The sequence below is a fragment of the Afifella sp. YEN Y35 genome, from assembly GCF_047553465.1.
In the GTDB taxonomy this organism is placed as follows: Bacteria; Pseudomonadota; Alphaproteobacteria; order Rhizobiales; family Afifellaceae; genus Afifella; species Afifella aestuarii.
In genome coordinates this window covers 1052740-1066028 of record NZ_CP180203.1, presented here as the reverse complement: position 1 = coordinate 1066028, position 13289 = coordinate 1052740, and the positions used below count along the sequence as shown (strand labels likewise).

The 13289-nt window shown below is 62.8% G+C and carries 9 protein-coding genes and 1 tRNA gene; 5 read left to right on the top strand and 5 right to left on the bottom strand.

Annotated elements, in window-relative coordinates; all coding sequences use genetic code 11:
* The first annotated feature begins 47 nt into the window (after nt 1-47).
* Nucleotides 48-467, top strand: coding sequence for a MerR family transcriptional regulator (locus ACK8CP_RS05150; RefSeq protein WP_414833556.1), 420 nt, complete (start codon nt 48-50; stop codon nt 465-467).
* Here ACK8CP_RS05150 and mfd read toward each other — a convergent pair.
* The gene (gene mfd / locus ACK8CP_RS05145; RefSeq protein WP_234628102.1) at nt 464-3973 is read right to left on the bottom strand and encodes a transcription-repair coupling factor; all 3510 of its coding nucleotides are present in this window, start codon (nt 3971-3973) and stop codon (nt 464-466) included. The two genes, ACK8CP_RS05150 and mfd, sit on opposite strands and share 4 nt — an antisense overlap.
* The gene (locus ACK8CP_RS05140) at nt 3951-4247 is read right to left on the bottom strand and encodes a succinate dehydrogenase assembly factor 2 (protein WP_261211462.1); all 297 of its coding nucleotides are present in this window, start codon (nt 4245-4247) and stop codon (nt 3951-3953) included. Before ACK8CP_RS05140 ends, mfd begins: the two co-directional genes overlap by 23 nt.
* 117 nt (nt 4248-4364) lie before the next feature.
* Here ACK8CP_RS05140 and recG point away from each other — a divergent pair, with 117 nt between their 5' ends.
* Entirely contained in the window at nt 4365-6458 is a 2094-nt protein-coding gene (recG, locus tag ACK8CP_RS05135) for an ATP-dependent DNA helicase RecG (RefSeq protein ID WP_414833555.1), read from the top strand.
* Nucleotides 6459-6497: 39 nt separating this feature from the next.
* Here the strand turns inward: recG and ACK8CP_RS05130 are convergent, their stop codons facing one another.
* The 3 genes from ACK8CP_RS05130 to glmU all read right to left on the bottom strand — a co-directional run bounded on the left by ACK8CP_RS05130 (nt 6498) and on the right by glmU (nt 10591).
* Nucleotides 6498-7235, bottom strand: coding sequence for a DUF502 domain-containing protein (locus ACK8CP_RS05130; RefSeq protein WP_234628105.1), 738 nt, complete (start codon nt 7233-7235; stop codon nt 6498-6500).
* Between the two features lie 81 nt (nt 7236-7316).
* Nucleotides 7317-9143, bottom strand: coding sequence for a glutamine--fructose-6-phosphate transaminase (isomerizing) (glmS, locus tag ACK8CP_RS05125; RefSeq protein WP_414833554.1), 1827 nt, complete (start codon nt 9141-9143; stop codon nt 7317-7319).
* Nucleotides 9144-9256: 113 nt separating this feature from the next.
* The gene (gene glmU / locus ACK8CP_RS05120; RefSeq protein ID WP_414833553.1) at nt 9257-10591 is read right to left on the bottom strand and encodes a bifunctional UDP-N-acetylglucosamine diphosphorylase/glucosamine-1-phosphate N-acetyltransferase GlmU; all 1335 of its coding nucleotides are present in this window, start codon (nt 10589-10591) and stop codon (nt 9257-9259) included.
* A 104-nt stretch (nt 10592-10695) separates the two neighbouring features.
* Here glmU and ACK8CP_RS05115 point away from each other — a divergent pair, with 104 nt between their 5' ends.
* The 3 genes from ACK8CP_RS05115 (at nt 10696) to ACK8CP_RS05105 (ending at nt 13259) form a co-directional block, all read left to right on the top strand.
* Nucleotides 10696-11655, top strand: a complete 960-nt coding sequence (locus ACK8CP_RS05115; protein ID WP_414833552.1) for a DMT family transporter — start codon at nt 10696-10698, stop codon at nt 11653-11655.
* Nucleotides 11656-11708: 53 nt separating this feature from the next.
* Nucleotides 11709-11784, top strand: a tRNA-Lys gene (locus tag ACK8CP_RS05110).
* Nucleotides 11785-12080: 296 nt separating this feature from the next.
* Nucleotides 12081-13259, top strand: a complete 1179-nt coding sequence (locus ACK8CP_RS05105) for an efflux RND transporter periplasmic adaptor subunit (protein WP_234628109.1) — start codon at nt 12081-12083, stop codon at nt 13257-13259.
* Nucleotides 13260-13289: the final 30 nt, after the last annotated feature.

Sequence of the window (13289 nt, the reverse complement as noted above, 5' to 3'; positions counted from 1 at the left end):
CAATAGGCTGCTAGGCTGCACTCTCTAGCCGCTATAGGGTCAAGAGCGTGACAGAGCCGTCGCTTCTGCGAATTGGCGATCTTGCTGCCGCAACAGGCACGAAGATCGTCACCATCCGCTATTACGAGAAAATCGGGCTTCTGCCGGCTCCGCCACGCACGGGCGGGAATTATCGCGCCTATTCAAAGATGCATCAGGAGCGGCTGAGCTTTATCAGGCGCTCCCGCGCTCTCGGCTTCACCCTCGACGAGATCCGGGAACTCCTCGAGCTATCAGCGGATACCGAGCGCGACTGCACCGCCGTCGACCGGCTGGTCACCGCCCACCTCGTCGAGGTGGAGGACAAGATCGCCGACCTTCGGCGCCTCGCACGCGAGCTCCGGCGGATGAAGGAGAGCTGTCGGGGCGGCACGATCGACGAATGCCGCATCATCGAAGCGCTCTCTTCGCAATCAGCCGTGCCTTAAGCGGCTTTCTGCGCCCCTTCCTCGGCAATCTTGGCAAGACGCGTCAAAAGCGAGGCCGTGCCCTTCAACCTGTCTTCAGGCCGCGGCCAATCGCGTGACAGAACGATACGCTGGTCGGGACGGATTTTCGCCATCGAGCCCTGCTCGCCGATATAGCGCACGAGGCCACCGGGATTTGCGAACTCGTTGTTGCGGAAGGCGATCACCACGCCCTTCGGCCCGGCATCGACCTTTTCGACATTGGCTCTGCGGCACAACGATTTCACGTAGACGACCTTCAGAAGATGATCGACCTCATCCGGCAACGGCCCGAAACGATCGATCATCTCCGCCCCAAAAGCGTCGATGTCGCCAGCGTCTTCGAGGTCTGCAAGACGTCGATAAAGGCTCATGCGAAGCGTCAGGTCCGGGACGTAAGTCTCTGGAATCATGACCGCCATGCCGATCGTGATTTGCGGAGACCACTTGCCCTCGGCAAGCTCCTCGTCGCCGGCCTTGAGACTTGCCACCGCCTCCTCGAGCATCTGCTGATAAAGCTCGAAACCGACCTCCTTGATATGGCCGGACTGCTCTTCGCCGAGAAGATTGCCGGCGCCACGGATATCGAGATCGTGGCTGGCGAGCTGGAAGCCAGCGCCGAGCGAATCGAGGGACTGCAGGACCTTGAGGCGCCGCTCGGCCGTCGTCGTCATGGTCTTCTTCGCCGGCACCGTGAAATAGGCGTAGGCGCGGTTCTTGGACCGGCCGATGCGTCCGCGCAGCTGATAGAGCTGCGCCAGACCGAACATGTCGGCGCGATGGATGATGAGCGTGTTCGCGGTCGGAATGTCGAGGCCCGATTCCACGATCGTCGTCGACAGGAGGACGTCGTACTGGCCGTCGTAGAAGGCGTTCATCACCTGATCGAGCTCGCTCGCGGGCATTTGGCCATGGGCGACGGCAACCCGCGCCTCCGGCAGATTCTGGTCCAAAAACTCCTTCACTTCGGCAAGATCGGAAATCCGCGGCACAACGTAGAAGGACTGGCCGCCACGGAGGCGTTCGCGCAACAGAGCCTCGCGCACGATCAGGGGATCGAACGGCGAGATGAAAGTCCGCACCGCCAGCCGGTCGACCGGCGGCGTCGCGATGATGGAGAGGTCGCGCACACCCGTCAGTGCGAGCTGCAGCGTGCGCGGGATGGGTGTCGCCGTCAGCGTCAGGACGTGCACGGCCGAGCGCAGCTCCTTCAGGCGTTCCTTGTGCTTGACGCCGAAATGCTGCTCCTCGTCGACGATGACGAGGCCGAGATCGCGGAAATTGACAGATTTCGCGAGAAGCGCGTGCGTGCCGACGACGATATCGATCGTGCCGTCGGTGATCCCCGCCTTGACCCGTGCTTTCTCCGCCGTGCCGACGAGTCTGGAAAGGCTGCCGATGTGCAGCGGCAATCCGCGAAAACGCTCGACGAAGGTTTTGTAGTGCTGTCGGGCGAGCAAGGTCGTCGGCACGACCACGGCCACCTGTTTGCCGCTGATCGCGGCGACGAACGCGGCCCTGAGCGCAACTTCGGTCTTGCCGAAACCGACATCGCCACAGACCAGCCGATCCATCGGCCGGCCGGAACCGAGATCGCCGATCGCGGCCTCGATCGCAGCATCCTGATCATCCGTTTCCTCATAGGGAAAACGGGCCGCGAATTCTCCGTAGAGGCCGTCTGGCGCAATGAGCTTCTCACCCTGACGGAGAAGCCGCGCTGCGGCCGTCTTGATGAGAGCGTCGGCAATTTCGCGGATGCGCTTCTTGAGCCGCGCCTTGCGGTTCTGCCAGGCGACGCCGCCGAGCTTGTCGAGCGCAGTCTCCGAACCTTCCGCGCCATAACGCGTCAGAAGATCGATATTTTCGACCGGCAGAAAGAGCTTGTCGCCACCCGCATAGACGAGTTGGAGGCAGTCATGCGGTGCACCCGCGGCCTCGATCGTGACGAGACCGTCGAAACGCCCGATGCCGTGATCGACATGGACGACGAGATCGCCTTCCGAGAGGCTCGCAGCCTCGGTCAGAGCATCGGCGGCGCGCTTGCGCTTGCGTGCCGGGCGCACGAGGCGGTCGCCGAGCACATCCTGATCGCCAATGAAGACGCTGTCGGGCGTCTCGAAACCGGTTTCGAGCGGCATCACGGCCATGCCGGTGATGCCTTTGGCGAGCGCCTCTGTCTCAGCCCAGGTTTCGACCGGCTGCAACCGCTCCATGCCGTGGTCGCTCAGGACCTGAATGAGACGGTCTCGCGCGCCCACGCTCCAGGTCGCAAGCACGATACGTTTGCCGGCCTTGCGGCGATCGGCGACATGCGCGACGAGCGCATCGAAGACATTGACGTCACCGGCTGCCCGTTCGGCAGCAAAGGTGCGGCCCGCCCTGCCCTCGACATCGTAGACGGAGCCCGCATCGCCCGGTGATGCGAAAGGCGTCAGCCGGGCGGACGCATGATCGTCCACTTTGGCCTGCCATTCCTCGGGCGTCAGATAGAGGCTGTCGGGCGCCGCTGGCTTATAGGGCGCCGCGCCGGCGAGCTTCTGATCGGCGTTTTCCTTGCGCGCTTCGTAATGGTCGCCGATCTGCTCCCAGCGATCCTTGAGCGTATCTGCTGCCAGATGATCGACCGCCACCAGCGTGTCGCCGGCGTAATCGAGCACCGTCTCAAGCCGTTCATGGAAGAAGGCGAGCCAGTGCTCCATGCCCGCAAAGCGTCGCCCGGCGCTCACCGCCTCGTAAAGCGGATCGTCGCTCGTCACCGCGCCGAAGGCTTCGCGATAGTTCTGGCGAAAACGCGCGACGACCTCGTCATCGAGGATGATCTCGCTCGCTGGCAGGAGGTCGAGGCGCGAGACCTGTCCGGTCGTGCGTTGATTCTCCGGATCGAAGGGACGGATCGTCTCCAGCGTGTCGCCAAAGAAATCGCAGCGGATTGCCCCCGTATCCCCTGGAGCGAAAAGGTCGACGATACCGCCGCGCACGGCGTATTCGCCAACCGCCCGGACCGTCGGTACGCGCTCAAAACCGTCGGCCGCCAGACGCGCGACCAACCCTTCCATGGGCGTCACGTCACCAGCGCGGGCACTCCACACATGCCGCGCCACCCACTCATGCGGCGGCACCCGTTGAATGATCGCATTGGCTGTCGTCAGAAGGATGAGCGGCGCCTGCGGACCTGCATCGACGAGCGCCTTCAGCGTCGCCATCCGGCGCGCCACGACGTCGGCGTTAGGCGAGACCCGGTCATACGGCAGACAGTCCCAGGCGGGAAACGTCAGGCGCCGGATATCCGGAGCAAAGAAACGCAGGCTCTCTTTCGCCATCTCCAGATGACGCGCGTCCCGCGCAACGAACGTGACCGGGAGGCGACGCAAACGCACGAGATCGGCAAGGACGCGCCCCTCAAGCCCGTCCGGCACACCGGACAGGGTGAGATGGCGGTTTTCCGCCAGAAGATCGCTCAGCCGCTCAGCGCTGGAGGATTTCGACATCCGAATTTCGTTCTCTTTTGTGGAAGGCAATCAATCCTGAAATCATCGCGCTCTGATGCTCGGCCGGCACCTCTTCGCGCCCGACGATCCAGCTGTAGAGAGCGAGATCCGGCAGTTCGAGAAGCCGCTCGAATTCCGCAAGTTGCCGCTCGTCGGCAGATGGCAAAACGCTGTCGCCGAAGCGCCCGACGAGAAGGTCCAGCTCGCGCGTACCGCGGCGCCAGGCGCGAAAATGGGCGCGTCGGCGCCGCTCTTCAAATTTTTCGTCTGCCATATCGGGTGTCACATTCCTTATGGGCGGGAGCTCACGCCCTGCCAAGATTTATCCACTCAGACCAAGCGGGCAAGAGATGCATCTTGCCGCCGCGCGCAGCGCAAGGCAGGAAGAGGTATGCGCCCCGCCCTTCTTGATCCGGTTTTTGCAGAGGCCGCCTCGCTGCCTGGGGTGGGACCGAAAGTGGAGAAGCTTCTCGCACGGGTGACCGGCGTGGCCGAGGGGCCACCTCTTGTGCGCGACCTGCTCTTCCATCTGCCGGTTTCAGCGATTGCGCGACAGCAGATCGCTAGCCTGGACGAGCTTCCACAGCAAGGCCATGTCGTCGTAACCGGCAAAGTGGAACATCACGAAGCGCCACGCCGGCATTCGCGCGCGCCTTATCGCGTCATTCTCGACGACGGCCGCGGCACCGTGGAGCTCATCTTTTTCAACATTCGCAACCAGTGGATCGAAAAAATCCTGCCTCTCGGCGCGACCCGCACGGTTTCGGGACGCCTCGACTGGTTCGATTATCGCGCCCAGATCGTGCATCCGGAGGTGATGGAGCCGGGCGCGGCCGACAAGATTCAGATGGTCGAGCCGATCTACCCGCTGACGGAGGGTCTGTCCTCCCGGGTCCTCGGCAAAATCATACGGGCGGCGCTCGAAAGGGCGCCGGCATTGCCGGAATGGATTACGTCGGACCTGATGGCGCGAGAGAAATGGCCCTCGCTCACCGAGGCTCTCGCGACGATGCACCGGCCGCAGGAGGCCGCAGCCCTCCTGCCCGAAGCGCCTGCCTGGCGGCGCCTCGCCTTCGACGAATTGCTTGCAAGCCAGCTCGCCCTCGGGCTGGTGCGCCGAAGCGCTCGCAAGACTGCTGGCAAAGCGCGTCAATTCTCTGGCTGCCGCGCCGCAAAGCTGCACGAGATCTTGCCCTTTGCGCTCACGCAAGCCCAGCAGGATGCCGTCGCCCACATCCGCAAGGATCTGCGTTCGCCGGAGCGGATGCTGCGTCTCCTCCAAGGCGACGTCGGGTCCGGCAAGACGCTGGTCGCACTGACCGCGATGCTCGATGTCAGCGAAGATGGCGGACAAGCCGCCTTGATGGCACCGACGGAGATCCTGGCACGCCAGCATTTTGCGACGATCGCACCGCTTGCCGATTCGATCGGGCTGACGACCGCCCTTTTCACCGGCAAGGACATCGCCGGCCGCGGCGAGAAACTTGCAGCGCTCGCAGCCGGTGACATCGATATCGCGATCGGCACACACGCCCTCTTTCAGGAGAGCGTGGCTTTCAAGGATCTCGGTCTCGTCATCGTCGACGAGCAGCATCGCTTCGGCGTCCACCAGCGCATGCTCCTGTCGGCCAAAGGGAGCGCGCCGGATCTGCTCGTCATGACGGCAACTCCGATCCCGCGCACGCTCGTCCTCACCTATTTCGGCGACATGGAGACTTCCGAGCTGCGTGAAAAGCCGGCAGGACGACGTCCCATCGACACGCGTGTCGCCTCCTCCGAGCGGCTCTTAGAAGTGAAAGAGCGAATCCGTTCCGCCGTCGACAAAGGGGAAAAGGTCTATTGGGTCTGCCCGCTCGTCGAAGAATCGGAATCGCTCGACGTGGCGGCGGCGGAAGAGCGCTTTCGCGACCTCGAAAAGATGTTCGGATCGCGGGCCCTGCTCATCCACGGGCGCATGAAGGCTGCCGAAAAGGCCGCAGCGATGCAGCGTTTCCGAGAGGCCGGCGGCGCCGTTCTCGTGGCGACCACGGTGATCGAGGTCGGCGTCGATGTCCCCGATGCGTCCATCATCGTCATCGAACATGCCGAACGTTTCGGCCTTGCCCAGCTTCATCAGCTGCGCGGCCGGGTCGGGCGCGGCGACAAGCCCTCGAGCTGTCTCCTGCTCTACAAGCCGCCCTTGAGCGAAACGGCCCGCGAACGGCTCAAGGTGATGCGGGAAACGAATGACGGCTTCGTCATCGCCGAAGCGGATCTGAAGCTTCGCGGCGAAGGCGACCTTCTCGGCACGCGGCAGTCCGGCATGCCGGGTTTCCGGCTCGCCCGGCCGGAATTCCATGGTGATCTCCTGGCGCTCGCGAGAGACGAGGCAAAGCTCATCCTCGCCCGTGAAGAAAAGGGCGGATATGCGGGTCGCGAGGCCGTCCGATGTCTTCTCTATCTTTTCGGAAGAGACGAAGCGATCCGGCTTATGCGCTCGGGCTGAGCGCATAAGCGCAGGAGACGTGCGGAAATTCCCTCTCGTCTATTCCGCCGCCTCTCTCTCATCATCTGCCGCTTCCTTGGCCTCGCGGGCGAGAGCCTTGGTCTTGCGCTGATATTCCGGGGCGACGAGCCCTGCAGAAATGACGAGCTTGGCGCCCTCCTCGACTGTCATATCGAGCAGAATGACATCCTGGCGCGGCACGATGAGCAGAAAGCCTGAGGTCGGATTTGGTGTGGTCGGCAGAAAGACGGCCATCGTATCCGTATCGCTTTCCTGGAGACGCTCGGCGATCTCCCCCTTCGTGTCGGTGGCGATGAAGACCAGCGCCCACAGCCCGCGCCTCGGATATTCGATCAGCCCGACCTGCTGAAACGAGCGGCTCGATTGTGAAAGGGCCGTCTCGAAGATCTGCTTCAGCGCCCGGTAAAGATTCCGCACGAGCGGCATACGATCGAGGAGGAGCTCCCCGTACGCGACAATCGTGCGCCCGACCAGGTTGGCTGTCAGAAAGCCCAGCATCGTCAGAAGGAAGATGGCGACGATGAGCCCGAAACCCGGAACCGAGAAGGGCAGATAATTGTCGGGATTGTAAGCGTGGGGGATGAGCGGCTTCACCCATCCGTCCACCCACGCCACGAAAGCCCAGGTGAGATAAAACGTGATGCCGATCGGCGCGGCAACGACGATACCGGTCAGGAAATAGTTGCGAAGCCTGAGCCCCGCTTTCGAGTGCCGCCGCTGCGGCTTTGCCCCCCGCTCTGCGTCCTCGGTTTCCATCCACAAAACCCCACTGGCGAAGGTGCCAGGTCACCCATCATAACGCCCGTCGCGCCGGACCGCGCGCGAAAATTTTGGGCTCTATTCGACCGTTACGGACTTGGCGAGATTGCGGGGCTGGTCGACGTCGGTGCCCATAAAAACCGCGGTATGGTAGGCCAACAGCTGCACCGGCACGGCATACACGATGGGCGCGATCGCGGCCGGCATGCTCGGCAGGATCAGAGTCTTCATCGTATCGACAGCAGCGCTCCGCGCGCCCTCTTCGTCCGTCAGCAGAATGATTCGTCCGCCGCGCGCCGCGACTTCCTGCATGTTGGAGACGGTCTTGTCGAAGACCTTGTCGTAAGGCGCCACCACGATGACCGGCATCGTCTCATCGATGAGCGCGATCGGCCCGTGCTTCAGTTCGCCCGCCGCATAGCCCTCGGCATGAATATAGGAGATTTCCTTGAGCTTCAGAGCGCCTTCGAGCGCCAGGGGAAAGCTCTTGCCGCGACCGAGGTAGAGCACATGCTTGACGCGGGACAGCTCTTTCGCCAGCCCCTCGATCTCGTCCTCGAGTTTGAGAGCCTGCGAAAGATGCCGCGGCATCTCGATTGCAGCCTGAACGAGCTGTTCCTCGTCTTCGCGCGAGAGATGTCCGCGTTGACGTCCGGCGCCGATTGCAAGCGCGAGGAGTGTCGTGAGCTGGCAGGTGAACGCTTTCGTCGAGGCGACGCCGATCTCGGGTCCGGCGAGTGTCGGCAAAATGTAATCGGCCTCGCGCGCGATCGTGGATGTCGGCACGTTGACGATCGCACCGATCTTCTGCCCATGCTCCCGGCAGTAGCGGAGCGAGGCAAGCGTGTCGGCCGTCTCCCCCGATTGCGAGATGAAGAGCGACAGCCCCTTATCGCCGAGGGGAACCTCCCGATAGCGGAACTCCGAAGCGATATCGAGATCGACCGGCAGGCGAGCCAACTGCTCAAACCAATATTGGCCCACAAGCGCCGCGTAAAACGCCGTTCCGCAGGCCGACATGGCGAGACGGTCGAGCCCCGCAAAATCGATCTCGGCCCCCTCCGGCAGCGCCACGCGGCGTTCAGCGAAATCCACGTAATGGCCGAGCGTATGCGCCACGACCTCGGGCTGCTCGTAAATCTCCTTGAGCATGAAGTGCCGATGATTGCCCTTGTCGACCATCAAGTTCGAGGCGACGAAATGCTGGACCGGTCGCCGCACTTCGACGCCGTTCTCATCATAGATGGTGACGCTCTTACGCCGTACGACCGCCCAATCGCCGTCTTCCAGATAGGTGATCCGGTTGGTGAACGGGGCCAGCGCGATGGCGTCGGAGCCGAGATACATCTCGCCGTCGCCATAGCCGATGGCGAGCGGACTGCCCCGGCGTGCCGCAATGAGAAGGTCGTCCTCATGCGCAAAAAGGATGGCGAGAGCGAAAGCACCTTCGAGTTTTGCCAGCGTCTCCGCCGCGGCCGCCACGGGATCGAGCCCGCGGGCGAGCGCCAGAGTGATGAGATGCGCGACGACTTCCGTGTCGGTGTCGGTCTGAAGCGCCCGTCCGGCGGCCCGTATCTCGGCCCGCAATTCCTGAAAATTCTCGATGATGCCATTGTGGACGACGGCAACGCTTTCCGTTGCATGCGGATGCGCATTGACTTCCGTCGGCGCCCCGTGCGTCGCCCAGCGCGTATGGCCGATGCCGATCAAACCGGAAAGCGGGTGCTCGTGCAGGCGGTTTCCGAGATTGACGAGTTTCCCCTTGGCGCGCTCGCGCGTGAGCTCCTTGTTCTCCAGCGTCGCAACACCTGCCGAATCGTATCCTCGGTATTCAAGCCGCTTGAGCGCATCCAACAGCCGCGGTGCGACCGGGGTCGTTCCGACGATTCCGACAATGCCACACATATTTAGAAATACTCCCCTTCCAGCGGCGCGATCATGCCGAAGCCGAGCGCACCGAGGAAATCAATTGCCATGACACAGTGTGACGAAGACGCCCTGCACCCTGGTGAGCGGCGTCACTTTTTTTCGTGACGCGCCCGAAAGGTTTTCGCCCAGTCCGGCTTCTCCACCTGTCGGCCGCGCGCAATCGCCAGCGCATCGGAGGCAACGTCATCGGTAATGACACTGCCGGAACCGACATAAGCGCCGTCTCCGATAGAGACCGGTGCGACCAGAGATGAATTGGAACCGATAAAGGCCCCCTCTCCGATCTGCGTGCGAGATTTGCTGAAGCCGTCGTAATTGCAGGTGATGGTGCCGGCCCCGATATTGGTTCCGGCGCCGACGGAAGCATCCCCGAGATAGGTCAGATGGTTGACCTTCGCGCCATCGCCCAGCGTGGTTGCCTTCACCTCGCAGAAATTCCCGACCTTCGCTCTCGCGCCGACATCGGCTCCCGGCCGCAGGCGGGCAAACGGCCCGATCTCCGCATCGGCCTTCACGACGCAGCCTTCAAGATGCGAAAAGCCATGGATCCTGACCCCGTCTTCAACGCGAACCCCAGGGCCGAAGAAGACGTTCGGCTCGATGGTCACGTCGCGACCAAGCACAGTGTCGTGCGAAAAGAAGACCGTCTCCGGCGCAACGAGGCTGACGCCCTCCATCATCGCCTGTCGGCGACGGGCGCTTTGGAAACGCGCTTCGGCCTCGGCAAGCTGCGCCCTGTCGTTGACGCCGAAGACCTCGTCAAAGGCGATCTCAGCGGCCTTGACCGAAAGACCTTTCTGATTGGCGATCGCAACCGCATCCGTCAGATAGAACTCGCCCTGTGCGTTGTCGCTATCGATCGCCTCGAGCAAGGACGGCATATCAGCCGCACGGAACGCCATCAGGCCCGCGTTACAGAGGCCGATCTTCTTCTCTTCCGGTGAGGCATCCTTGTCTTCGCGGATCGCGAGAAGGCGGCCCGCTTCGGTGATGAGCCTGCCGTAACCTGCAGGGGACGGTGGACGCATGCCTGCGACGGCGAGCGCGGCACCGTCATCTATGAGACTGGCGAGGCACGAAACCGTCTCAGCCGTCACGAAAGGCGTGTCTCCGAAAAGAACGAGCACCACGCCTTCGGCACGCTCCAGAAGCGGACGCGCCTGCATGACGGCATGCCCCGTGCCGCGTCTCTCCTCCTGCACGAAAACTTCAGCCTGCGGCATTTCTTGGGTGACCAGGGCCCGAACAGAATCGTGTCCCGGACCGACGACGACGCCGAGATGCGCCGCACCAGCCGCCTGGGCCGCGCGCATCGCAAAGGCCAGCATGGGAAGCCCGCCGATCGGGTGCAGAACTTTTGGATAGGCCGAGCGCATGCGGGTGCCCTCGCCCGCAGCCAGAATGATGGTCGTAAGCTGAGACATATGTCCCTTTCCTGATGCAGCGCCGCTTGAGGGAGCCGCAGCTTGCGCAAATTCTGCCAGCCCGTTAGCGCAGGTATGTCGAAGCCGAAAGCCCCTCCGAAACGATGCAAGCTTCCTCAAACCGCCTGCGTGACATCACTCTTCTGGCGCTCATGCCGCTGTTCTTCTCGTCCAATCTCGTGATCGGGCGCGCAGCGGTGAGCACCGTCGAGCCGTTCACCCTCGCCTTCTTGCGCTGGACGGTGGCCCTTCTTCTGCTCCTCCCGCTCGCCGCCGCGGGATTGAGACAACACCGCAAGACGCTCCTGGAAAACTGGCGTCTGCTTCTTGTTCTGGGCTTCCTCGGCATGGGTGTGTGCGGGGCGATCGTCTATCTCGCTCTCCGCCACACCAACGCCACCAACGCCACACTGATCTACACCTCGTCCGGTGTGATGATCCTGGTTCTGGAATGGCTGTTTCGCGGCAAGCGCATTGCGCTGCGCCAGGCACTCGGCGTGGCCCTCGCATTCATCGGCGTTGCCGTCATCGTGCTGCGGGGAGATCTCAGCCGGCTCATCGCGCTCGAATTGAATGCCGGTGATCTGTTGATCGCGCTCTGCGCCTTCTCGTGGGCCGTCTATTCGGTCCTGTTGCGCCGCGGCTCCCTTCACACCGTCCCGACCCTGCCGCTGTTTACAGCCATAGTCGCCGCCGGCGCGGTCGTTTTGCTGCCGTTCTTTGCGGTGGAAGCGGTCGTACGAGAGGCCTTTCCTTCAACCTTCGCCGCGTGGCTGTCGATCGCGGGTCTCGCCTTCATCTCCTCGGTGCTCGCCTTTCTCGCCTACCAGCACGGCGTCAAAGTGTTTGGACCGGGCGTCACCGGCATGTTCCTCTATCTGCTGCCACCCTATGGCGTCCTGCTCGCGATGATCTTCCTCGGAGAGGAATTTCACACCTATCACGCGCTCGGACTGGCCCTGGTTCTACCCGGCTTGATGCTCGCGACCCTGCCGTCCACATGGCCGCGGCCGTGGCACGGCATCCGACGATGGGCAAAAGCCCGGCATACGGGGCTCTCCTGAACCAAAACGGCTTGACCCGCACCGGCCGCTTCCATAGGGTCCGCCCGCGCTGAGAGCCCTTAGCTCAGCCGGTAGAGCAACTGACTTTTAATCAGTAGGTCGTGGGTTCGAGTCCCACAGGGCTCACCATTGCCTATTTGTCCGATGTGACGACATGGGTAAGAGATCGCACCCGAGACACGGATGACGAACCTCGACCCACTCGTCTCCTGCGAGCAGAGAGCCAGGAGAGCGTCGTCGCCGTCGGATCACATACTTGTGTAGATGCGTCAGGCCCACGGCCTTCAAGGTCACCGTACGTCTATTTGGTAACCCCTACACTGGAATCGGTACTCGACTGTTTGCTTTTCTGATGGCAGGAATTATGTCATCGCCGGAAGTGAGCGCACCGAAGTGGCGCCTGCATTCGAACTGGTAGCTCCTAGATGATCGATCTTCGCCTTCCCTCCCCGGCAACGGGGCGTCGCACCTTTCCTATGCGCGCCGCACTCGCATTGGCGCTGGCGCTCGCACCTGCCCCGCTCTTGGCTCAGGGGGCGCCGGGGGCCGGCGCTCCACCCGCAGTCAGTGTCGAGCAGGTTCGCCTCGGTGACGTGACCGAGCAGCAGGTCTTCACCGGCCGGATTGAAGCCGCAGAAAGCGTCGAAATCCGCGCCCGCGTGCAGGGATATCTCGGAGAGCGTCAATTTGAAGAAGGCGCCGAGGTCGAAAAAGGCCAGGTACTCTTCACCATCGATGCAGCACCTTATGAAGCAGCAGTCTCTCAGGCCGAGGCAGCGGTGCAGAATGCGCGTGCCGCCCTCGAGCTCAACAATCTGAGCTACGAACGGCAGCAGACGCTGCGCGAGCGCAATACCGGCTCGCAGGCCTCGCTCGACGAAGCGCGCGCCAACCGAGATCAGGCGGAGGCAACTCTTCGTCAGAACGAAGCAGCTCTCAAACTGGCGCAGCTCGATCTGGGTTACACGAAGATCACGGCACCGATCAGCGGGCGCATCGGCGTCGCGGCCTTTTCCGAAGGTGCTTTCATCGGTCCCGATAGCGGCGCCCTTGCACGTATCGTGCAGCAAGACCCGATGCGCGTGGCCTTTCCGGTGCCGCAGCGCCGCCTCATGAATATCGGTCAGACGGAGACCCAAAGGAACGAGGTCGTCATCAAACTGCGCCTCGCCGATGGCAGCATCTACGATCAAGAGGGCGAGATTCTCTTCACCAACATTGAGGCGAACGAGGGGACCGATTCAGTGATGGTGCGTGCCCGCGTCCCAAACCCTGACCGAGTTTTGTACGACAAGCAGCTCGTCGATGTGATCGTCGCCGCGCGCAAGCCCGAAGAAAAGCTCCTGATGCCGCAATCGGCCATGCTCATCGATCAGCAGGGCACCTACACCCTCATCGTCAATGACGAGAACAAGGTCGAGCAGCGTCGCATCGAAACAGGCGAGCAGCGTGGTCCGGCAATCGTCGTCACCGAAGGCCTGGAGGCCGGTGACCGGGTGATCGTCGCAGGTCAGCAGAAAGCGCAGCCAGGCATGCAGGTCGCACCGCAGGACGTTACCCCGAAGGAGCAGGCGTCGGCCGCAGCTCCCTCGACGAACCAGTAAGCCGCAGCGCGTGACATTTTGAAGGCCCAC

Coding starts and splice junctions, on each gene's coding strand:
- ACK8CP_RS05105 (WP_234628109.1), top strand. CDS start 12,081: ATGATCGATCTTCGCCTTCCCTCCCCGGCAACGGGGCGTCGCACCTTT.
- ACK8CP_RS05130 (WP_234628105.1), bottom strand. CDS start 7,235: ATGGAAACCGAGGACGCAGAGCGGGGGGCAAAGCCGCAGCGGCGGCAC.
- glmU (WP_414833553.1), bottom strand. CDS start 10,591: ATGTCTCAGCTTACGACCATCATTCTGGCTGCGGGCGAGGGCACCCGC.
- recG (WP_414833555.1), top strand. CDS start 4,365: ATGCGCCCCGCCCTTCTTGATCCGGTTTTTGCAGAGGCCGCCTCGCTG.
- glmS (WP_414833554.1), bottom strand. CDS start 9,143: ATGTGTGGCATTGTCGGAATCGTCGGAACGACCCCGGTCGCACCGCGG.
- ACK8CP_RS05140 (WP_261211462.1), bottom strand. CDS start 4,247: ATGGCAGACGAAAAATTTGAAGAGCGGCGCCGACGCGCCCATTTTCGC.
- ACK8CP_RS05115 (WP_414833552.1), top strand. CDS start 10,696: ATGCAAGCTTCCTCAAACCGCCTGCGTGACATCACTCTTCTGGCGCTC.
- mfd (WP_234628102.1), bottom strand. CDS start 3,973: ATGTCGAAATCCTCCAGCGCTGAGCGGCTGAGCGATCTTCTGGCGGAA.